The 20,756-nt window shown below is 74.0% G+C and carries 17 protein-coding genes and 1 pseudogene; 6 read left to right on the top strand and 12 right to left on the bottom strand.

The window, feature by feature from the left end; genetic code table 11:
• Both D7231_RS30975 and D7231_RS30970 read right to left on the bottom strand, forming a co-directional pair.
• A pseudogene (locus tag D7231_RS30975) lies at positions 1–325 on the bottom strand (N-acetyl-gamma-glutamyl-phosphate reductase); the annotation flags it as partial.
• Between the two features lie 289 nt (positions 326–614).
• Positions 615–1,442 carry a PLL family lectin gene (locus D7231_RS30970; protein WP_147449821.1) on the bottom strand — a complete coding sequence of 276 codons (828 nt, stop codon included), beginning with the start codon at positions 1,440–1,442 and terminating at the stop codon, positions 615–617.
• Positions 1,443–2,248: 806 nt separating this feature from the next.
• Here D7231_RS30970 and D7231_RS30965 point away from each other — a divergent pair.
• The 5 genes from D7231_RS30965 to D7231_RS30945 all read left to right on the top strand — a co-directional run bounded on the left by D7231_RS30965 (position 2,249) and on the right by D7231_RS30945 (position 6,202).
• On the top strand, positions 2,249–2,446 hold the full coding sequence (locus tag D7231_RS30965) for a hypothetical protein (RefSeq protein ID WP_030369120.1): 198 nt from the start codon (positions 2,249–2,251) through the stop codon (positions 2,444–2,446).
• Between the two features lie 158 nt (positions 2,447–2,604).
• Positions 2,605–3,159, top strand: coding sequence for a MauE/DoxX family redox-associated membrane protein (locus D7231_RS30960; protein WP_120758967.1), 555 nt, complete (start codon positions 2,605–2,607; stop codon positions 3,157–3,159).
• A 78-nt stretch (positions 3,160–3,237) separates the two neighbouring features.
• Positions 3,238–3,792, top strand: a complete 555-nt coding sequence (locus tag D7231_RS30955; RefSeq protein WP_120758965.1) for a TlpA family protein disulfide reductase — start codon at positions 3,238–3,240, stop codon at positions 3,790–3,792.
• Positions 3,789–5,699 carry an ABC transporter ATP-binding protein gene (locus tag D7231_RS30950; protein WP_120758962.1) on the top strand — a complete coding sequence of 637 codons (1,911 nt, stop codon included), beginning with the start codon at positions 3,789–3,791 and terminating at the stop codon, positions 5,697–5,699. Before D7231_RS30955 ends, D7231_RS30950 begins: the two co-directional genes overlap by 4 nt.
• The gene (locus D7231_RS30945; protein ID WP_242000009.1) at positions 5,696–6,202 is read left to right on the top strand and encodes a S26 family signal peptidase; all 507 of its coding nucleotides are present in this window, start codon (positions 5,696–5,698) and stop codon (positions 6,200–6,202) included. The genes D7231_RS30950 and D7231_RS30945 overlap by 4 nt, the downstream gene beginning before the upstream one ends.
• Here the strand turns inward: D7231_RS30945 and D7231_RS30940 are convergent.
• Entirely contained in the window at positions 6,171–6,695 is a 525-nt protein-coding gene (locus D7231_RS30940) for a DUF3515 family protein (RefSeq protein ID WP_158673845.1), read from the bottom strand. The two genes, D7231_RS30945 and D7231_RS30940, sit on opposite strands and share 32 nt — an antisense overlap.
• Before the next feature lie 144 nt (positions 6,696–6,839).
• On the opposite strand from D7231_RS30940, the gene bla reads away from it, so the two are divergent.
• On the top strand, positions 6,840–7,757 hold the full coding sequence (gene bla / locus D7231_RS30935) for a class A beta-lactamase (RefSeq protein WP_120758958.1): 918 nt from the start codon (positions 6,840–6,842) through the stop codon (positions 7,755–7,757).
• Between the two features lie 50 nt (positions 7,758–7,807).
• Here the strand turns inward: bla and D7231_RS30930 are convergent, their stop codons facing one another.
• The 9 genes from D7231_RS30930 to D7231_RS30890 form a co-directional block, all read right to left on the bottom strand.
• Positions 7,808–8,677: a universal stress protein gene (locus tag D7231_RS30930; protein WP_338419890.1), complete on the bottom strand. Its 870-nt coding sequence runs from the start codon at positions 8,675–8,677 to the stop codon at positions 7,808–7,810.
• Positions 8,678–8,818: 141 nt separating this feature from the next.
• Complete coding sequence (locus D7231_RS30925) at positions 8,819–12,070, bottom strand: DEAD/DEAH box helicase (RefSeq protein WP_120758954.1); 3,252 nt, start codon at positions 12,068–12,070, stop codon at positions 8,819–8,821.
• Between the two features lie 92 nt (positions 12,071–12,162).
• Positions 12,163–14,193, bottom strand: coding sequence for a M6 family metalloprotease domain-containing protein (locus tag D7231_RS30920; protein ID WP_120758952.1), 2,031 nt, complete (start codon positions 14,191–14,193; stop codon positions 12,163–12,165).
• 148 nt (positions 14,194–14,341) lie between these two features.
• Positions 14,342–14,803 (bottom strand): hypothetical protein, encoded by a 462-nt coding sequence (locus D7231_RS30915; protein ID WP_120758949.1) that lies wholly within the window; start codon positions 14,801–14,803, stop codon positions 14,342–14,344.
• A gap of 161 nt (positions 14,804–14,964) precedes the next feature.
• Positions 14,965–15,432 carry a flavin reductase family protein gene (locus tag D7231_RS30910; protein WP_120758947.1) on the bottom strand — a complete coding sequence of 156 codons (468 nt, stop codon included), beginning with the start codon at positions 15,430–15,432 and terminating at the stop codon, positions 14,965–14,967.
• A 7-nt stretch (positions 15,433–15,439) separates the two neighbouring features.
• On the bottom strand, positions 15,440–16,318 hold the full coding sequence (locus D7231_RS30905; RefSeq protein ID WP_120758945.1) for a DODA-type extradiol aromatic ring-opening family dioxygenase: 879 nt from the start codon (positions 16,316–16,318) through the stop codon (positions 15,440–15,442).
• 20 nt (positions 16,319–16,338) lie between these two features.
• A complete protein-coding gene (locus D7231_RS30900) occupies positions 16,339–17,313 on the bottom strand; it encodes a quinone oxidoreductase family protein (RefSeq protein ID WP_120758943.1) in 975 nt (324 codons plus the stop codon).
• On the bottom strand, positions 17,313–19,232 hold the full coding sequence (gene asnB, locus D7231_RS30895; RefSeq protein WP_120758941.1) for an asparagine synthase (glutamine-hydrolyzing): 1,920 nt from the start codon (positions 19,230–19,232) through the stop codon (positions 17,313–17,315). Before asnB ends, D7231_RS30900 begins: the two co-directional genes overlap by 1 nt.
• Before the next feature lies 1 nt (position 19,233).
• Positions 19,234–20,745: a 4-hydroxyphenylacetate 3-hydroxylase family protein gene (locus D7231_RS30890; protein WP_120758938.1), complete on the bottom strand. Its 1,512-nt coding sequence runs from the start codon at positions 20,743–20,745 to the stop codon at positions 19,234–19,236.
• Between the last annotated feature and the right edge of the window lie 11 nt (positions 20,746–20,756).

Raw genomic sequence — 20,756 nt, 5'->3', positions numbered from 1 at the left:
CCCACTCCACAGCGTCCCGCAGCCGGAAATCCGCACCACAATCCACCACCAGCGTCCCCTCACCCAGCCCCGCGGCAACCCCCGCCGACTGACCATGCGGCAACGCCAAAAACACCACGTCATGCCCGGCAAGCACCTCGGCAGTCGTGGCCTCCAGAACCCGCCCGGCCAGCGGGGCGAGGTGGGGCTGGAGTTCCGTCACGGGCCGGCCGGCGTTGGAGGCGGCCGTCACCGCGCCGATCTCGACGCCGGGATGCCCCAGCAGCAGCCGCAGCAATTCACCGCCCGCGTATCCGCTCGCGCCTGCCACTGCTGTGCGCACCATGTTCCGTCCTTGCGTCGTTCCGTGCCGGGGCAGGACGGATCGGCGCGAGAGCGCGCGTCCGTCCGCCGGTGAGAGGCCGAGGCCGGCATCGGATTCCGCGCAGCACTGCGACCGCCCAGCACAAGGCGGAGCGGTCACGGGGAGTGCGTCACGACACCCGAGGCGGGACTTAGCTTAGGCTAACCTAACCTGCCTCGGGCAGGAAGATCGACTTGTCTCTTCGGCAAGATCACGCACAAGATCACGCAAGGGTGCGGCAGGGGCACGCCCCGCCGGTCAGTCGCACCGGTCAGTCGCACCGGGGCGTGGCGCAGAGTTGCCACTGCGCGGGCCACCAGCCGCGCGGCACGCCGGTGTCAGGCGCTTCTTCGGTGATCTGCCAGTAGCGGTCGCGGTTCCACTCACGGGCCGTCACCTTCAGTCGCCCATCGCCCAGTTCGGTGACGGTGTCCGGCTGGCTCAGGCCCACGGACGCTTCGGTGACCTTGCCCATGTGGGCCGGGGGCAGCCACACGCCGTCGGAGCTCAGCTGCGTGCGCGACTCCATGGAGCGGTCCGGCTTGCCCGACGACGCCATGGCTATGAGGGTGCCGTTCGACCTTTTGAAGAGCACGAGGAAGCCGTGGTACGGCGACGGCTGGAGCCCGAAGCCCTCCGGGGCGGACCACGCCCCGCCCGCCGGTCCCTGCACGGTGTGGCAGAAGCCGCCGTGGTCGAGCCAGAACAACTCCAGTCCGCCCGCGGCATTCTCGATGGCTGTCACGAAGCTCGCCTTGGGGCCGACCGTGCCCGCACTGACCCGCTCCCACGCCCCGTACGATCCGCCGGGCGCCGCCTGGGCCCTGTGCCACACGAACGGCAGCCCTTGCGACGCGGTGGAGTCGTAGAACACCTGGAACTGATCGACCCGGCCGTCCGCGCGCGGCACGGAGACCGGGCTTCCGGACGGGGCGCCGGCGACGCCCTGGGCGGCGGTGTCCATGCTGCACCCGCCCGCGGCCACCGCGCTCCCCGCGCTCTGGGCGGCGGGTGCCGCCGGCGCGGCGGCGAAGGCTCCCGCACAGGCGATGGCGAGTGCGGCAGCAACACGAGTGGCTCTCCGGAAGGCTCTCCCCATGAGCCAACTCCTACCCCGGCCGGGCCGGTTCACACACGAGTTCGTGCTTCGCTCATGCGGCACGGCAGCACCGGCCGCCCGCGGGCGTCCGCTACGGCACGACCGGTCACGGCGGGCCACGACAGCCAGAACCGGCCGACGCGCTCCCGGTTTCCCGGGGCGGAAGCCGCCGCACCGGGGCATGACAACGGCACGTGCGTCCGTAACACCGCCTCAACACTCCCGCCACAAACCCGCAGCGCCTACGAGGAACGGCTGCCGGACGTCGACATGCCGCCCTCCGCCGGCCGCCCCGCGCGCCACGAGGGCGGTCACGAAGTCCTGAACCGCCCCTGGGCGCCGGGCCCTACCATGCCCCGCCCCGAAACGGAACCATGCCGTCGGCCCCTTGGGCGCGGCCGGGCGGCCACCGGCCGGAAAGCGTCTCCACCGCTCCTTCACCCGTTCTGCACCGATGGCGCGAAGCGCGACGGCCCCGTCCTGGCCAGTTGCGCGGGCCCCGCGGCCGTACGGAGGCACGGATTCACCTTCGGCAGGGGAACCCGCCGGTCCGCGCAGTGCCGGGCAGTGGCCCGTACCGCCGCCCGCCCCATGGCCGCGCTCGCGCACCCGCCGCCCGCCGCACCCCGCAAGAGCCGCTTCCCGCCACCCGCGGGCCGGCGCCGGCGCCCCCGCCGGCCCGCCCTCTCGACCGGAAACCGCACTATCCGTGCCGCCGCGGCCCCGTGAGACTCGACCGGCGTGAGCACCGGATGCCGGCCCGGTTCTCCCGACCCACTCGTTCCGACCACGTGAGGAGCGTGCCGATGTACGCAAAGTTCGCGGAGCTGGGCAGCCGCCTTCTCGGGAAGTTCGTGCCCGAGATCGACGCGGCCGCCGCGGAGCTCCTGTCCTGCGGCAACTACCCCGCCTGCTGGCAGTGCAGCGGGAAGTGCGGCTACAACGCCCCCTGCTGGGCGTGCTGCAACTCCAACGGCTGCCCGACGATCGTCTGTCAGTGCTAGCCGGCACCCATGCCCGTACCCGTTCAGTGATCACAAGAGCTGAGCACACCCGCTAGCGACACCGCAACGAGCGCCCCGGCCGGGAACGACCGGGAACAACCGGAAATGTCCGGGAACGATCGGGAACGTCACGGCAACGGCTGGAGGAGGAGAACCGGATGGGCTGTCTGGCCATCGGAATCCAGTGCCTGATCGGCGTGGTGTTCCTCGCCTCGTCCGCCGGGAAGGCGGCCGGTCGAAGATCCTTCGACCGGTTCGTGTCCTCGGTGGCGGGCATGCAGGTCGTGCCCGTGCGCCGGGCCCGGCCGGTGGCGCGGACCGTGGTGGCGGCCGAAGGCGCGGTGTGCGTGAGCCTCGCCGTGCCCGTGCCGGCCGCCACGGTCGTGGGACTGGCGATCGCGGCGGTCCTGCTGGCGGTCTTCACCGCCGGCATCGCGCTCTCCGTGCGGCGCGGCGTGCGGGCGCCGTGCCGGTGCTTCGGCGCCTCTCCGACCCCGCTCGGCCCGAGGCACATCGTCCGCAACCTCGCGCTCACGGCCGCGGCGGTCACGGGTGCCGCGGCCGCGGGTACGGGCGGCACGGCCACCCCGGGCGGGGTGGCTGTCGCCGTCCTCGCGGGCCTGCTCCTGGGCGCGCTGGTCGCCGCGCTCGACGACATCCTCGACCTGTTCCGTCCCGTCGAGGCACAGGCTCAACACCCGTACGGAACCTGACCGTACAGCCGCTGAGCGCGCACCGTACGGAACCTGACTCCCTGCGAAACCCGAGCGAACTCGGAGGAGACGACTCCCATGCCCGTCCTGATCGCGGCGGTGGTCCTGGTGGGACTGCTCTGTACGCTGGACCTGATCCTCACCCTCGGGGTGATCAAGCGGCTGCGGGAGCACACCGCGCTGCTGTCCAAGGCCGCCGAGGGCTCGCCGCCCGGCAGGCCGCCCGTCATCAAGGTGGGCGAGGAGGTCGGCGAGTTCAGCGCCGTCTCCGTCGACGGCGAGGTGCTGACCCGCGAGTCGCTGTCCGGCGACACCCTGGTGGCGTTCTTCTCCCCCAGCTGCGGCCCGTGCCACGAGATGCTGCCGAAGTTCGCGGAGTACGCGCGGACGGTACCCGGCGGCCGGAGGCAGGTGCTGGCCGTGGTGGTCGGCACTCCCGAGCGCGCCAAGGGGCAGGTCGCCGGGCTGAGCGACGTCGCCCGCGTCGTCGTGCAGGACGCCGACCTTGCCCTGACCGACGCCTTCCAGGTCTTCGGCTTCCCGACGCTGCTCCAGGTCGCCCAGGACGGCGCGGGCAGGCCCGTGATCGCGCGCAACAGCGTGAACCTGGATGCGCCCGTAGTGGCGGCATGAGCGGGCCCCCGGCCACCGTCCGGCCCACGGCCGCGGTGCGGCTGCCGGCCACGGTCCGGCGGATCGCCGCGGCCGCCGCGCTGGTCGCGAGCGCGGCGCCCGCGGCGCTGGCGTGCTACCTGGCGCTGACGCTGGTGGCCGGCGCCCTGCCCGTGGTCACCGCCTGGCTGACCAAGCTGCTGCTCGACGGGCTGGGCTCGGGCGCCTCCTTCGCGGCGCTCGCGGGCCTGGCCGCCGGGCTCGCCGCGGCCGGGGTCGTCATCGCCGTGGCGCCCCAGACGAGCCAGTACCTGCGGCGCGAACTCGACCGCAGGGTCGGGCTCCTCGCCGACGACCGGCTGTTCACCGCCGTGGAGGGCTTCGCCGGCCTGGGCCGCTTCGAGGACCCGCGCTTCCTGGACCGGCTGCGGCTCGCGCAGAGCTCCGGCGGCGGCATGCCCAACCAGGCCGTCGACGGCGCCGTCGGCATCGCCCGCAGCGCCATCACCATCGGCGGGTTCCTCGGCTCCCTGTCGCTGCTCAGCCCGTGGATGACCGCCCTGGTGCTGGGCGCCGCCGTGCCGACGCTGGTGTCCGAGGTCGCCATGGCGCGCCGCAAGGCGCGCACGCTCTGGGACATCGGGCCCGTGGAGCGGCGGCAGATGTTCTACGGCGAGCTGCTGTCGAGCGTCGAAGCGGCCAAGGAGATACGGCTGTTCGGCACCGGCGCGTTCCTGCGGGGGCGGATGCTGGCCGACCGGCGCACGGCCGACGCGGCGAAGCGCGCGGTCGACCGGCGGGAGGCCCTCGTCCAGTCGGGGCTCGGGCTGCTGGCCGCGCTCGTCTCGGGCGGGGGTCTGCTGTGGGCGGTGGGCGCCGCGCACGCGGGCGCCCTGTCGGCGGGCGACGTCGTCATGTTCGTGGCCGCGGTGGCCGGCATCCAGGGCGCGCTGGCCACGCTGGCGAGCGAGGTGGCCCGCTCGCACCAGGCCCTGCTGATGTTCGACCACTACCTGGCGGTCGCGGGGGCCGGGCCGGACCTGCCCGTGCCCGCCGAGCCCGCCGAGCTGCCGCCGCTGACCCGCGGCATCGAACTGCGCGACGTGTGGTTCCGCTACTCCCCCGAGCACCCGTGGGTGCTGCGCGGCGCCTGCCTGCGCCTGCCCCACGGGCAGGCGCTCGCCCTGGTCGGGCTGAACGGCGCCGGCAAGTCCACCCTGGTGAAGCTGCTGTGCCGCTTCTACGATCCCGAGCGGGGCGCGATCCTGTGGGACGGCGTGGACATCCGCACCGTCGGCGTCGCCGAACTGCGGTGGCGCATCGGCGCGGTGTTCCAGGACTACATGCACTACGACATGACGGCCGCGGAGAACATCGCCCTCGGCGACCTGACCGCGCTGGACGACCGCCCGCGCGTCGAGGCGGCGGCGGAGCGCGCAGGCATCCACGCCAAGGTCGCGGGCCTGCCCCACGGGTACGACACGCTGCTGTCGCGGAGGTTCTTCATGGAGTCCGACAAGGACAACCCGGAGACCGGCGTGGTCCTCTCCGGCGGGCAGCGGCAGCGGCTCGCGCTCGCCCGCGCGTTCCTGCGGGACCGGCGCGACCTGATGATCCTCGACGAGCCGTCGGCCGGGCTCGACGCCGAGGCGGAACACGAGATCCACACCGCGCTGCGGCAGCACCGCGGCCGGCGGACCAGCCTCCTCATCTCCCACCGCCTCGGCGCGGTGCGCGACGCGGACGTCATCGCGGTCCTGGAGGACGGCCGCGTCGTCGAACAGGGCCCGCACGCCGAACTCATCGCCTCCGGCGGCCGCTACGCCCGCCTGTTCGCCCTCCAGGCCGCCGGCTACCGGGCCGGCGAGGAGGCCGGTCCCGCGGGCGGGGCCGCGGACGCGCCCGCGTTCACGGGAGAGCCGCGGTGACGGCCGGGCCCGCGCCGCGGCGGCTGCGCCGTACGGCGGCGGTCGCGGCCGGCCTGGCGCTGGGCGCGGCCGTGTCGCTGGCGCGAGGCCTGGTCGTGGTCACCGTCCGCGGCACGAGCATGGCGCCGGCCTTCCGCGACGGCGACCGCGTGCTCGTACGGCGCGGCCCGCGCCCGGCCGTCGGTCAGGTGGTGGTGGCCGAACGGCCTGCGGGCGGCGGCACCTGGCCGGCCCCGCCCGTGCACCCCGGGGCCGGACCGGTCGGCGTCCGCGGCCGCGACTGGCTCATCAAGCGCGTGGCCGCCCTCCCCGGCGACCCCGTCCCCCGCGACCGCGTCCGTTCGCTGGCCGCGGCACCCGAGCAGCGCGTGCCGCCCGGCAAGGTCGTCCTCCTCGGGGACAACGGGAGGGTCAGCTTCGACTCCCGGGACGTGGGGTACTTCCCGCTGGAACGCATTCTGGGCACGGTCGTCACACATAGCCCTCGGGGATCGTCATCTTGATATGAGCAGCGATTTCCTCAAGGACGGCCGCTCCATCGGCGCCACCACCACCGCTCCCGCTACCGCCCGCGTACTCCTTCGGCAGGGTCACCTCGACCCACGCGGCGCGTTTCGTGGCCAGGAAGCGGACGCTGCCGTCGGCCTGCTGCTGCGGATACCACTCGATGCCGCCGAGGTCCCACGCCGAGCCGTAGCGGTCGAAGTGCGGGGAGCCGGCCTTGAGCGCTTCGGGGCGCGGCACGCCGCAGCGCAGGAAGACCGCCGGCGTGCCCCACTGCGCGGTGAACTCCGAGGCGGGCCGCGGGGTTCCGCGCCGCAGGCCCGCCAGGGTCGCGGGCAGCTGCGCGTGCAGGGCGCGGCAGCGGGCGGCCTCCTGCGGTGTCGGCCGGGGTACGGCGCGGGCCGCGGCGCCGCTCGCCGAGGTCGAACCGGCGGTGGCGAGGAGCGCCACGGCGACGGGCAGGGCGCGCCACCAGCAGGGCCAGGTCTTCACCTGATGATCATACGTGGGCGCAGTGAGCAAAGCGGGCCCGGCGGGCACAAATGATGCTTGATCGCCTTCAAGTGGAACCAGTCGACTCATTAGGTGCGTATTGGCTAACGACCGCATCACCGAGGACGCAAGGAGCATACGATCTTGGAACGCACAGGCGCACGCCCCTCCCGCCGCACGATCCTGACCCTCGGCGCCGGAACGGCCCTCGCCGCCGCCCTGAGCACGGGCGGGACGGTGTACGCGGCGACGCCCGGCGGCGACCGGATAGCCCGGCGGCTGCGCGAGCTGGAGCAGGAGCACTCCGCCCGGCTCGGGGTGTTCGCCCACAACACGGCCACGGGCAGGACGGTGGCCCACCGGGCCGACGAGCTCTTTCCCATGTGCTCGACGTTCAAGACGATCGCCGTCGCCGCCGTCCTGCGGGACCTCGACCGCGACGGCGAGTTCCTCGCCGAGCGCATCCACTACACCAAGAAGGAGGTCGAGGACTCGGGCTACGACAAGATCACGGGCAGGGACGAGAACGTCGCGAACGGCATGACCGTCGAGGAGTTGTGCGCCGCGGCGATCTCCTACAGCGACAACGGCGCGGCCAACCTCCTCCTCCGCGAGCTGGGCGGCCCCACCGCCGTCACCCGCTTCTGCCGCTCGACCGGCGACCGCATCACCCGGCTCGACCGCTGGGAGCCCGCGCTGAACTCGGCGGAGCCGGACCGCACGACGGACACCACCACCCCCCGCGCGATAGGCCGCACTTACGCCCGCCTCGTCCTCGGCAACGTGCTGGACCCCGCGGACCGCAAGCGTCTGACCGGCTGGCTGCTCGCCAACACGACAAGCGGCGAGAAGCTCCGCAAGGGCGTCCCCGCGGGCTGGACCGTCGCGGACAAGACCGGCGCGGGGTCGTACGGCACCAGCAACGACGTCGGCGTCACCTGGACCCCGCACGGGGCGCCGGTCGTCATGTCCATCCTGACGACCAAGCACGAAGCCGGCGCGGAAGGGGACAGCCCCCTCGTCGCCGAGACCGCGAGGCTGCTGGCGTCGGCGCTCGGCTGATCTCCCGCTTCCCCGGCGGTCCCTGACGGGCCAGCACTACTAAAGGCCCGTCAGGGATGCGGCACCACCGCTACGGGGCACGGTGCGTGGTGCAGCACCGCGTGGGCCACGTGGCCGATGCGCTGGAGGCCGTGCGGGCCGGAGGCATGGCGCCCGACGACCATGAGGGCGCCACGCCCGCAGGAGGACAGCAGCACCTGCGCCGCGCTTCCCATCTCCACCTGCTCGACGACCCCGACCTGCGGATGGCGGGAGCGCCACGGCTCCAGGGCGTCGGCCAGCCGCTTGCGTTCGAGGGCGGCGAGCCCGCCGGTCTCGTCGGCCAGCCGCATGGAGCCGGGGCCCCAGTCGACGACCGGGGGCAGCGACCAGGCGCGTACGGCCCGGAGTTGTGCCCCGCGCGCGGCGGCCGCCTCGAAGGCGAACTCCAGGACGTCGTCCGGCTCCTCGCCCACACCGGCCAGCACCTCGACCACGCCCTCGCCCTCGTCCGCCCCCGCCTCCTGTTCCTCCTCAGGGCTGCGTACGAGGACGACCGGCCCCTTGGCCTGCCGCAGCACGTGCAGGGCGATGGAGCCGATCAGATAGCCGACGAACGCCCCGTGGCCGCGCGAGCCGAGGACGAGCACGGCCGCCTCGGCGGACTCGGCCACGAGCGCGGGAACCGGGTCGGCGGGCAGCAGCCGGGCCGTGACCGGCAGGTCCGGGTGCCGGGCCGTCACCCGGGCGCGGGTCTCCTGCAACAGGTTCCCGGCCCAGCGCTGCTGGGCCTCGGTGTCCACGGTGACCGGGAGGTCCAGCGGCTGCTGGGCCCAGGCGTGGACGAGGCGCAGCTCCATGCCCCGGAGCGCGGCCTCGGCCGCCGCCCAGTCCGCCGCGGCACTGCCGTGCTCGCTGCCGTCCACGCCAACGGTGATCACGCCGGACACAGGGCCTCCATGGTGCACGGGAAGTTTCTCCTTCATGGCCACTGTCCGTCCGTGACCGTCCCAGGGGCGGGGGCCGCAGGGGCCGGCCACACGGACGAGTGACTCCACCTGGACTTCGTGGCGCCGGCCGGGTCAGACGACGCTACGGGTCCGGATCGCGTTGTACGCCGCCGCCCAGCCCAGGGCCAGCCGGTCGCCCCGTGTGAAGACGACCGCTCCGAGGCCCGCGGCGTCCGCGGGGTGGTTCCGCGGGCGCGGGACCTCGGCCGGGCTGCCGTCGGAGAAGTGCTCCGTCGCCGTCTTCCCGCTCCAGGCGCGCACAATCGCGCCGGGCGGCGCGAGTACGTGCACGGCGTCCCCGCCGGGCTCCTCGGTGAAGACCGTGCCCGTGGCCCGGTCGGCGAGGAGGGCGCGGTAGCGGTCCGCGGGGAGGGCGCAGGACGCGGGCGGGGTGGTGCCCGGCCAGTCGGGGGCGTCGACGCCCCGCTCCCGGGCGGCGCGCCACATCTGCGGCACGAGGCGGCGGGCCAGCGGCGCCGTGGCCATCTGCTCGCACATCCACAGCAGCCGGCCGGCGCCGCGCGGGGGTCCGAGCGTCCGCCAGCGGATGCGGGCCGCGAGGTCGGAGGCGGCGACGGCGGCCCACGGGTGGACGGTTCCGAGCGGGCCCTGGGCGCCGAGCCAGGCCAGGTAGCGCTCGGCCTCGTCGAGGATGTTCGTCATGCTCTCCAGGGGGATGCCGAGCACGTAGGCGCTACGCGTGCGGAACGCGTGCGGGCTGTGGGCGACCAGGAGCAGGACGGCGCGGGAGAGGTCGCCGGGCGCGGGCTTGGCGCCCTCGTCCTGCGGGCCCGTCCCGTCGGGGTCGTCGGTGCGGCCGCCGGTGCGCAGGACCCGCAGCAGTGCAGCGCGGGCCCGTTCGGTGAAGGGGGCCTGTTCCAGGACGGGCAGGACGGCGCTCAGCAGGGCGGCCAGCGTGTCCTCGGCGGTGTCGGGGTCCTGCGGGACGGGCAGGCCGCGCAGCGCGCTCGTGAGGGTGTCCGCGAGGTCGGAGTCGACCATGAAGCGGCTGGTGAGCTTGCCGAGTTCGGTCGGTACGAGGAGGTCGGGGGCGCCGTCGCCGCCGGGGGCGGGGGTGCGGCGCAGGAAGGCGGATTCCGCGAGGAAGCCGACGGCGTCGTGGAGGGAGTCGAAGCTCTCCTGGCCCTGGTGGAAGGCGAGGGTCTGCGTCCACCAGGTCTCCGCCTGCGACAGGGTGCGCAGGCGGCCCTGGACGGCTTCGGCGAGGAGGTGGTCGGGCAGGCGGTCGCGGATGCGGGAGCGGACGGTGTAGCCGGCGGCCAGCCTGGCCTGCCATTCGGCGCGCTCCTCCCCGTCGGCGAGGAGGAAGGCCCAGCCTTCGCGCTCCCCCGCGCCGACGCGGCCGGCGCGCCCGAACATCTGCTGGACCATGGACACTTCGATGCGGTCCAGCCCGATCTGCGTGTCGCGCACGACGACGGCCCGGGCGGGGAGGTTGACTCCCGCGGCGACGGTGGAGGTGGCCACGAGGACGTCGGCCTGCCGGGTGCGGAAGGCGTGTTCGGCCTCGCGCTTGTAGGGCCAGTCGCGGTAGTGCAGCCGCACTCCGGCGCCGGCGCAGAGCCGCTCGACGAGTTCGGCGTCGTCCGCGTCGGCTCCGGCGGTGGGCACGCCGCGGTCCGCGGCGAGGGCGAGCGCGGTCGCCCGTACGCCGCGTTTGCTGCCGCAGAAGACGAGCACGCTGCCGCCTTCGCCGGTGACGGTCCGGGCGAGGCGTACGGCGGTCTTCGTGCGCGAGGCCGCGCGGGCGGACCAGTCGGCGTCGTGCGCGGCGGGGAGGACGGGAATCTGCCAGGTGAGGCGGGTGGGCCGCCAGGGAGTGCGGATGAGGCGGGCGCCGAGCCATGCGGCGACCTCGTCCGCGTTGGCGACCGTGGCGGAGAGGCCGACGATGCGCACCTGCGTGCTGTCCTCGCGGACGCGCGCGAGGAGGGCTTCGAGGACGGGGCCGCGCGTGGGGTCGCCGAGCAGGTGGATCTCGTCGACGACGAGGCAGCCGACTTCCGCGAGGGCGTCGCGCAGCGAGCCCGCGCGGCAGATCGCCTCGAACTTCTCGGTGGTGGCGACCCAGACGTCCGCCTTGCGGACGAGTGCGGCGTCGACGGCGGACTCGCCGGTGAGCCGGACCACTTCGAGGCCGGCGCGGCGCCACGCCTCCAGTTCGCGGTCGAGCTCGTCGGTCAGCGAGCGCTGCGGTACGAGCCAGGCCGCCTTGCGGCCGCGGTGGTGGGCGTGCAGGGCGGCGACCATGCCGACGGGCGTCTTCCCGGCTCCGGTGGGGGCGACGACGACCAGGTGCTCGTCGCCGTCGAGCACGGCCGGGACGGCGGCGGCCTGGGCGGGGTTGAAGGAGGGGTGGGTGAGGAGCCCGGCCCAGGACCGCGGGACGAGGCCGGTCACCGGTACGTACGCGTCGGGGTCGCCGGACGGGAGCTCCTCCAGGGCGTCCCACTGGGCCGCGAAGGCGTCGCGCGCGGCGTGGGCGCCGGGGCCCGCCACGGGGGCCGCGTCCCGCGCCGGGTGGGCGACCAGGTCCGTCGGGTCCCCGAAGTCGCCGACGGTGGAGACTTGTTCGGCTTCCTGCCAGTGGCGGACGCTCCGGCAGGGTATGCCCTGCGCGGCGAGCTCCTCGCGCAGGGCGTCGAACGCGGGGGTGTCGGGGACGATGACACGGACGTCCTCGGCCGCGGCCACGGCCGCCGCGGCGGGCCGCCAGGCCGGGTCGGCGACCTTGCACCACAGCAGGCGGCGCTTCTCGTCCTCCGCGGGCAGCGGCAGATCCCCGGGCCAGGCAGGGCGCGGCTGCCGTGCGGGGGCGGCGGAGCCGGAGGCCGCGGCGGGGCGCGGCACCCGGATCGCCGTGACGCCGGCACCGGGCCCGCCGGGAGACGGCCCGAGGCCCATCCGCCCCAGGACCGCGGAGATCGTGACGGGCTCGGCCGACGGCGCCGGTGCGGGGGCGGCAGCCGCCGTCCGCCCCGGCGCGCACAGCTTGTCGTAGGTCTTCACCCCGAGGTCGGCCAGGGTGTACGCGGCGGGGCAGGAGGGGCAGACGACGGCGACGTAGCGGTAGACGCGCCCCTGGGACTCGTACGGTCTGCGCAGCGAGTGCAGTTGCCGCTCGCAGACGGGGCACGCGCGGGGCACCTGTTCCTGGTAGCTCCAGCCCGGCTCCAGGAACCGGTCGATGACCGTCCCGGTCAGCCGTGTGCCCCATCGCTCCCGCACCAGTTCCACGACGGTCGGCCCGGCCTCCGCTCCGCCGGCCGTTTCTGATTGCGCGTCGTCAGCGTCACCGTGCATTCCGCAACTGTGCCAGAGGAGCGGGCCCGTCCGGGGCCCGAATGATCACCTCCCCGGACGGCCGCCTCCCTGAACGATCCCCCCCCGTCCGGTCACCTTCCCGTCTTCGGCAGCGAGCAGGTGGCCTTGGCCGTCTTGCCGGGGTCGCTCTCCGAGCGTGCGGTGAGGGTGACGGTGCCCTTGCGGTCGGCGCCGGGCTTGGCCGTGACGGCGACGTCGACGGGGACCGCGGTGCCGGCGGCGGCGGTGGTGAGGCGGTTGGGCAGCCAGGCGGACCAGCCGCGCCCCGACGCGGTGGCGGACAGGCGGTAGACGTCGGAGGACAGGCGGGGGTCGCTCTGCGGGGCGGCCTTCCCGGTGTTGGCGAGGCCGAAGGTGCACACGGCCCGGCCCCGGTCGGGCCCGCTCTTGACGCTGCCCTTGCCGAGGGCGACTCCGCGGGCCTGAGTCCCCGCCCCGTCGAGGGATTTGACGCCGATGTCGTAGGAGAGGACGCCGGTGGCGTCGCGCTGCACGTTCAGGACGTAGAAGTGCAGCCGGTTGGCCTCGTCGACGTACTCGTAGGAGCTGCCGGAGTCGGCGCCCGCGTGGAAGAGGGCGTCGCTGAGCTGCCGGTAGTCCCCCATGGTGATCTTCTGCGGGGTGCCGTCGGGGCGGGTGAAGTCGGTCAGGCCGATGTCCTCGGGGTGGGCGTCGACCACCCAGGCGAAGGGGGCCCGGTCGGCGTTCTTGGTCTTGCTCAGCAGGACGCCGCTGTCCGGGGTGAACGAGTCCGCGCCCATGCGGTCGACGACCTCGACGGTGTAGTTGTCGTAGCCTCCGCCGTCGCACAGCGGGTCGGTGGTGCGGTCGCACGCCGGGGACAGGTCGCGGCCCATGGTGATGTTGACGCCGGTCAGACCCTTCTCGCCGGGCGGGGCGGAGCGGGCGGTGACGCGGGCGACGACGAGGCCGGAGCCCTTGAGGGCGTCGCGGTCCAGGCGCAGGACGTTCTTCTCGTCGACGATGCCGAGTTTGAGCTTGTCCCGCAGGACGTGCTGGGCGCCCATGGAGCCGCCGGCGGTCGCGGGTATCCGCCAGCGGGTGTGCGGCCCGCCGGGGCCGTTGAAGGAGCCGCGCGAGAGCATGCCCCAGATGCCGGTGTACGAGCGGCTGAGCGGCGTCCCGTAGGGGTTGTTGTAGTTGTCGCCGATGCCCAGGATGTGGCTGAGCTCGTGGGCGAAGGTGGCCATGCCGGAGCTCTCGGCCTGGGTGGAGGAGCCGTTCGCGGCGTTGGGCCAGATGCGGGCGGCGGCCTGCCAGGACGTCCAGGGCACGTAGCGGGTCTGCGCGGCGTTGAGGCCGGAGGCGATGGGTGACGGGGGTCCCCAGGCGGCCGGCACGTCCTGCGCGGACGGGAACTTCATCTGCCCGAACTCCTGCCAGGCGGAGGACTCGTCGACGCCTGCGGTGAGGTAGAAGATGAAGTCGAACTCGCGCGTCTTGGCGTCGCCGACGTCGGCGGTCCAGGCCCGCTTGCCGTCGGTGCGGATGTCCTTGCCGCAGGTGTCGCCGACGGGGCAGGCGCCGGGGTTCATGCCGGGCTCGATGCCGTACTGGTAGGACTTGCCGGGCATGCGGTAGACGCCGAAGGAGGTCAGGCCGACGCCGAAGCGGCCGCCGGAGTCCTCCATCCAGTACTCGTTGATGGTGTGGCCGTGGTTGAGCGCGCCGGGCTTGTTGAGGAAGTCCTCGTAGAACTTCGGGACCTGCGCGCGCGGGATGCCGGCCGCGCTGGGCAGCGGGTTGCCGAACTTGGCGGCTCCGGCGGGCTTGCTGACCGAGAACTCCTCGTCGGAGTAGTCCAGCAGCACGAGGGCGCCCTTGAACTTGCGCTGCGTGGGCGTGCGGGCGGGGTCGGCCCAGTCCGTTCCGGGCACGGAGCGGTACTCGGCCCAGGTCATGTCGTCGGGGTTGCGCCAGTGCTGCGGGTCGATCGGCCGGACGAGGGGCAGCGGGCCCCGGGAAGCGGTGTCGGGTGTCGCCCGGGCGGGGCCGGCGGCGACGGCGGCCACGACGCCGAGGAGCAGGGCGACGACACCGAGCCGGCGCAGCCGGCGGACGCGTCTGCGGCGCAGGAACACGGCTCACCTCTCAGGAGTGAGTGTCAGGTTCATGCCAAGCCATGCTGTGCGGGAGTGCCTACGGGGGCCACGGTAGGGCCGGGGCCGCGTGCGACGCCAGAGCGCGTACGTGACCCCGGTGACGTCCGGCGGGCTCAGCCGCCCCCGCTCACCCGCCGTTCAGCACGAGCTGGTAGACGCAGACCGCGACCACGCCCAGGACGGAGACGATGACCGCCCAGGACCCGAGACCCGTGTGCCGGCTCTTGCGCGCGGGCCGCGCCTTCGCGGCCTTCGCCGCCCGCCCGCTCCCCGCCGCACGCGGATCGCGGGGCGCGGGCGCGGCGGCGGTCTCGGCGAGCAGCCGCCGGCAGGCCGCGGCGAGCTCGCCCATGCCCGCCGACAGCGGCACGACGGCCTCCGAGCGCGCCGGGGCGGTGGTCCCGCCCTCCAGGATGCGCCCCGCGCGGACGAGCACCTCGTCACTGCCGGCCGCGGGAGCGAGGCTGATCCAGCGCTGCACGTGCTCGCCCCGGATCACCACCTCCCCGGACCGGTCGCGGTAGACGATGTACTCCCGCCACAGCAGCCCGGCCAGCTCTTCCGCGGTCTCTCTCAGTCTCGCCCTCACGTGTGGTCCCCCCACGGTTCATCGCGTCATCGAATCGCGTGATCGAATCACGCCGCCGAATCGCATCGCCGAATCGAACAAACGCCGCATTCTAGCGGCGGTCTGACGGTCCGGCGGCACGAGGTCGGCGACACCTGGCCGAGGGGGGCGCGGGAGGACGGCTACAGCCCCCGGAGCTGCCCCTCGTAGAAGACGAGCGGGCGGCCGCCCTCCCGGTACTCGGCCTCCTCGACGCGCCCCACGAAGAGCACGTGGTCTCCCCCGTCGTAGGCGGCCCACGGCGTGCAGGAGAGCGTCGCGAGGGAGCCCGCGAGGCGGGGGGCGAGGCCGGCGGGCGGCCGGGCCGCCCACCGGGGCGGCGCGTGCGTGCGCCGGCCGGCGAACCGCTCGGCGAGGTCCCGCTGGTCCTCGCCGAGCACGTTCACCGTGAACGGCCTGCCGGCGAGGTGCCGTCCGGCCTTGCTCCGGCGGTGCAGCGAGACCAGGACCAGCGCCGGGTCCAGCGAGACCGCCGTGAAGGAGCTGACGGTCGCGCCGTGCGGGACGCCGCCGACCTCGCACGTCACCACCGTGACGCCGGTGGCGAAGTGCCCCAGGCAGGCCCGCAGCCGCCGTTCGTCGGTGAGCACCGGGCCGTCACCTCCCCCCGCCGGCCGGCAGGTCGAACCAGAGGTGCGCCTGCCCGGTGCCGATCCCGTTCTCGTACGCGCTGAACCGCCGTCCCCGCGCCCGGCACGCCTCCCCGCCCAGCGCGCCCGCCAGCATCAGGTAGTGGCCGAAGCGGGCCTCGGGCGCGTACCGCAGGTACTCCGGCATGGACCGGATCACCTCGTCGTGCCGGCCCGCCTCCAGCCAGGCGATCCGCTGCTCGTCCGCCGCCCGGGCCCCGGGCGTGACGATGTTGGCCGGGTCGCCGGCCATGCGGTCGCGCAGCTCGCCCAGCGGCCGGAAGCGGTGGGACAGGCCGCCCGAAGCGAGCAGCAGCACGCGACGGCCGGCGAGCCCGGCGATCGCCTCCCCCACGACCTCGCCGATCCTGAGGAAGTCCTCAGTGGTCGCCGTCTGGCAGACGGAGACGGACACCCACGGCTTGCCGGTCCGCCCCAGGTACGTCCAGAGGTTGAGCGTCGCGTAGTGAATCGGCAGGTGCGGGTCGTCGTTGGCCTCGATCCACACCTTCCGCTGCGCCGCCAGGCCGGCGACCGCGTGCGCGAGCGCGGGGTCACCGGGCAGGTCGTACGGGAGCCGGCTGATCGCCGACGGCATCTCGTCGGAGGTGAACAGGCCCTTGCGGCGCGGATGGGCCGTGATCACCGCTTCGGTCGTGGTGGCCCAGTGGGAGTCGAACACCACGACGGTGTCGTACCGGGCCGTGTCGGTCACCTCGCGCCGCAGCCGCTCCAGGCCGGTCGCGAGCGTGAAGTCGCTGCCGCCGTTCGCCGCGATGCGGGCGGGCTCGGGGAACATGATGACGGGCGCGTGCGAGAGCAGGCCCGCGCCGGCGATGTCGCCCATGGCGAGTCTCCTTTACGGGTCTACGGGACGAGGAGGAGCTTTCCGGAGGTGGCGCGGGAGGCCAGGTCGGTGTGCGCGCGGTGCGCCTCGGCGAGGGGGTACGTCCCGGCGACGGTGAACGTGAGCGAGCCGTCGAGGAGGCCCCGGAACACCTCGCCCGCCCGCCTCTCGAACTCCTCGGCGGTGGCCCGGAAGTGCTCCAGATAGGGCCGGGTCAGCGTGAGCGAGCCGCCCCAGAGCAGCCGCATCACGTCGACGGGCGGCACCGCGCCGCTCGCGCCGCCGAAGAGGACCAGCGTGCCGCGCGTGCGCAGCGAGTCGAGGCTCGCGTCGAAGGTGGCCGCGCCCACGCCGTCGTAGACCGCGTGGACGCCTTCCCCGCCGGTGAGCGCCCGGACCTCGGCGGCCAGGTCGCCGGTCGCGGTGTAGCGGACGACCTCGTCGCAGCCGTTGGCGCGGGCGGTGCGCTCCTTCTCCTCGGTGGAGACCGTGCCGATGACACGGGCGCCGCGCCGCTTGAGCATCTGGGTGAGCAGGAGGCCCACACCACCGGCGGCGGCGTGCACGAGCACGGTCTCGCCCGCGCGGGCCGGGTAGGAGTCGTGGGCGAGGAAGTGAGCGGTCATGCCGTGGACGAGCACCCCGCCGGCCGTCCGCAGGTCGATGCCGTCGGGCACGGCGATGGCCTTGTCCTCGGGCACGAGCACCCGCTCGGCGTAGCTGCCGAGCACGGTCGTCCAGGCGACCCGGTCACCGGGCGCGAACCGGGTGACGCCGGGGCCGGTCGCGAGGACCACGCCGGAGCCCTCCTCGCCGGGGACGCAGGGCACGGGCAGCGGATAGCGCCCCTCGCGCCGGTAGAGGTCAATGAAGTTCACTCCGGCCGCGGCGAGTTCCACGAGGATCTGCCCCTCGCCGGGCTGCCCGGGGGCGGGCTTCTCGACGTAGAGCTGGACCTCGGGCCCGCCGGTCTCCCGGATCTCGATCGCGTGCATCAGTGAGCTCCCTTCACATCGGTCAGTGCGGCGTGGGCCGGTGCGGCATGGGTCAGTACGGCACGGGTCGGTGCCAGGTCGATGTCGTACGTGCGCAGCCAGTCGTCCAGGCGGACCGTGGACTCCACGAGGATCCGCTCGAACTCGGAGAGGCTGCCGCCGGCCGTCCTGGTGGTCATCCGCCGCACCGCGTCGCCGTCGAGGAACGGGCTGAGCGGGGCGCCGCCGCCGGTCGCCGCCGTGGCGAGGCCGGTGATGAGGGCCCGGTCGTAGGCGGGGTCCTGGAGGGACGGGTAGGCGGCCTTCTTGCGGCGCAGCACCGGCTCCGGCAGGAGGCCGGAGGCGGCCTCGCGCAGCAGCGCCTTCTCCTGGCCGCCGAAGCTCTTCATCTCCCAGGGGACGTTGAAGACGTATTCGACGAGGCGGTGGTCGCAGAACGGCACCCGGCCCTCCAGGCCGTTCGCCATGCCCATGCGGTCCTTCTTGTCGAGGAGGATGGGCAGCCAGCGGGTGAGGGTGAGGTGGCTGAGCTCGCGGGTCCGCCGGTCCTCGGCGCTCTCCCCGTCGAGGACCGGGACCTCCGCGAGCGCCGTCCGGTAGAGGTCGGCCTCGTACTCCGCCAGGTCGATGCCGTCCACGAACCACGGGTGGAACAGCGACCGCGGGTCGAGGCCGCGGTGGGCGCCCAGCTTGAGCCAGGGGAAGGTCTCGGCGCGGCGGGCCCCGGGGTCGGAGAACCACAGGTAGCCGCCGAAGACCTCGTCGGCGCCCTCGCCGGACAGCACGACCGTGGCGTGCTGCCGTACGGCGGCGAAGAGCAGGTAGAGGGAGACGTCGAGGTCGGCGAAGTTGTACGGCAGGTCCCAGGCGCCGAGGACGGTCCGGCGCACGGCCGGGTCGAGGAGCCGGCCGCGGTCGAGGACGATCGCGTGGTGCTCGGTGCCGGCGTGCCGGGCGGCTTCGAGGGCGTACGGGCCGTCCGGGGTGGGCCGGATGGCGTCGGGGCGGAAGTTCTCGGTGTGGCCGGTGAAGTCGACGGAGAAGGTGGCGAGGCGGTCGCCGGCCGCGGCGCGGGTGCGCGCCGCGAGGGCGGTGACCGTGCTGGAGTCGAGGCCGCCGGACAGCAGCGAGACGAGCGGGACGTCCGCGGTCATCTGCCGGGGGACGATGTCGTCGAGGAGTTCGCGGACGCGGGCCGCGGTGGTGGGCAGGTCGTCGGTGTGCGGGCGGGCTTCGAGCGCCCAGTAGCGCTCCTCCTTGATCCCGTCGCGCCCGGCCCGTACGAGGTGTCCGGGCTTGACCTCGCGCATGCCGCGGAAGGGCACGCGGCCGGGGGTGCGCAGGAAGAGCAGGGCGTCGCACAGCTCCTCCGCGCCGGCTTCGGCGCGGGCCAGGGGGTTCGCGAGGACGGCCTTGGGTTCGGAGCCGAAGAGCAGGCCGCCGGGCGTGGGGTGGTAGTAGAGCGGCTTGACGCCGAGCCGGTCGCGGACGAGCAGCAGCTCTTCGCGGGCGGTGTCCCAGATGGCGATGGAGTACATGCCGTTGAGGCGGTGGACGAAGTCCGTGCCCCATTGCAGGTAGGCGCGGAGCGCGACCTCGGTGTCGCTGCGGGTCGCGAACCGGTGGCCGAGCAGGACGAGTTCCTCGCGCAGCTCGCGGAAGTTGTAGATCTCGCCGCCGTACGAGACGACGGCGCGCGGCCGGCCGCCGGGGCCCTGTTCGGGGGTGCGCATCGGCTGGGTGCCGTGCTCCAGGTCGATGACGGCCAGCCGCCGGTGCCCCAGGGCGGCGTGGGTGTCGAGCCATAGGCCGGCGGCGTCGGGCCCGCGGGCGGCGAGCGTGCCGGTCATGGCCCGGACCACGTGCTGTTCGGTGGTCAGGTCGCGGGTGAAGTCGACCCATCCGGTGATGCCGCACATGTCACTCGTCCTCGCTTCCGGTCCAGGGCCCCCGGCGCCAGCCGTCGAGGTCGTAGTCGTCGAGGCACTGCTGCACGAGCGCCTCGTAGCGGCCGAGGCTGCCGCGGTTGGCGGCCCAGCGGAGCGCGTCGAGCCGGACCTGTTCGCCGTTGCCGGAGTAGTTGCGCTCGTAGAGCTCGTGCCGGCCGCCGAACTCGGTGCCGATCGTGTCCCAGACCAGCTTCAGCAGCTTGATCCGGTCGTGGGCGGAGCCGTCCGCGCCGCGGTAGAAACGGTCGATCAGCGGCCGCAGCTCGGGGTCGGCGAGGTCGCGGGCGCTGGAGGGCACGGCGAGCGGCGCCCCGCCGAGGGTGGTCTCGAACAGCTCGTGGACGCGGTCCCAGACCTGGGCGTTGTACATGCGCATGGCGGAGGCGTGCTCCAGGCGCGGGACGACCGTCCCGCCGCTGCCGGGCTCCGGGTCGTAGGCCATGGCCGAGGTCAGCGCCCACACCATGTCGCGCATGGTGACGACCTCGCCGACGGCGGCCTGGACGCCGCGGAAGGCGTCGGTGCCGTTGGCCTTGGTGGCGCGGGAGAGGAGCCCGGCCATGAGCTCCAGCTTGACGCTCAGCCGGACGCCGGACTGGAAGTTGTAGAGGTTGGGGAAGCCGGAGGCGGCGTAGAAGCCGGTGGCGCGCTCGATGTCGCGGTGGACGAGGACGTCCTCCCAGGGGATCAGCGCCTCGTCGAGCAGGAGCACGCTGTCGTTCTCGTCGAAGCGGCTGCTGAGCGGGGCGTCGAAGGGGCTGCCGGCGTGCTGCGCGTACGGGGTGCGGCAGATGAGCTTCACGCCCGGGTTGTCCATGCGGACGAAGAAGACGAGGGCGAAGGCCTCGGCCTTGCCGGGGGCGAGGGCCGCCGAGCCGACGGGGGCGACGAAGCCCGCGTTGGTGATCGCCGATCCGGTCGCCAGCATCTTCGCCCCGCTGACCACGACCCCGGCGTCGGTCTCGCGCACGGCGTGCACGAAGACGTCCTCCATGTCGTGGATCGCGCGCTTGCGGTCCACGGGCGGGTTGATGATGACGTGGTTGAGGTAGAGCGCCCTGCTCGCGAACTCGCTGTACCAGGCGGTGGCGTTGGCGGCGTACGGGCCGTAGTAGTCCGCGTTGACGCCGAGGCCCGCCATGAAGGACGCCTTGTACTCGGGGGTGCGGCCGAGGAATCCGTAGCTCATCCGCGCCCAGGTCGCGATGGCCTCGCGGGCCTCGACGAGGTCGGCCGCCGACCGGCTCGGCTTGAAGAACTTGTGCGTACGGATGCCCGTCGGCTCGTCGGTGCCGGTCAGCACATCTGCGGTCGCCGGGTCGTGCAAGGCGTCGTAGAGGCGGGCCACGGAGAGCGCGGAGTTGCGGAAGGCGGGGTGGCGGGTGACGTCCTTGACGCGCTCGCCGCCGAGGTAGACCTGCCGGCCGTCGCGCAGGCTCTCCAGGTAGTCGTCGCCGGTCATGAGGCGGTTGTCGTGAGTCATGCCGTCACGTG

The organism is Streptomyces klenkii, assembly GCF_003626645.1.
Lineage (GTDB): Bacteria > Actinomycetota > Actinomycetes > Streptomycetales > Streptomycetaceae > Streptomyces > Streptomyces klenkii.
The sequence above is the reverse complement of the archived record's forward strand: the minus strand, read 5'-3'. Positions and strand labels throughout refer to the sequence as shown.

Coding starts and splice junctions, on each gene's coding strand:
- D7231_RS30900 (WP_120758943.1), bottom strand. CDS start 17,313: ATGCACGCGATCGAGATCCGGGAGACCGGCGGGCCCGAGGTCCAGCTC.
- D7231_RS30890 (WP_120758938.1), bottom strand. CDS start 20,745: ATGACTCACGACAACCGCCTCATGACCGGCGACGACTACCTGGAGAGC.
- D7231_RS30925 (WP_120758954.1), bottom strand. CDS start 12,070: ATGCACGGTGACGCTGACGACGCGCAATCAGAAACGGCCGGCGGAGCG.
- asnB (WP_120758941.1), bottom strand. CDS start 19,232: ATGTGCGGCATCACCGGATGGGTCGACTTCACCCGCGACCTGACCACC.
- D7231_RS30950 (WP_120758962.1), top strand. CDS start 3,789: ATGAGCGGGCCCCCGGCCACCGTCCGGCCCACGGCCGCGGTGCGGCTG.
- D7231_RS30965 (WP_030369120.1), top strand. CDS start 2,249: ATGTACGCAAAGTTCGCGGAGCTGGGCAGCCGCCTTCTCGGGAAGTTC.
- D7231_RS30955 (WP_120758965.1), top strand. CDS start 3,238: ATGCCCGTCCTGATCGCGGCGGTGGTCCTGGTGGGACTGCTCTGTACG.
- D7231_RS30905 (WP_120758945.1), bottom strand. CDS start 16,318: ATGGGCGACATCGCCGGCGCGGGCCTGCTCTCGCACGCGCCCGTCATC.
- D7231_RS30960 (WP_120758967.1), top strand. CDS start 2,605: ATGGGCTGTCTGGCCATCGGAATCCAGTGCCTGATCGGCGTGGTGTTC.
- D7231_RS30970 (WP_147449821.1), bottom strand. CDS start 1,442: ATGGGGAGAGCCTTCCGGAGAGCCACTCGTGTTGCTGCCGCACTCGCC.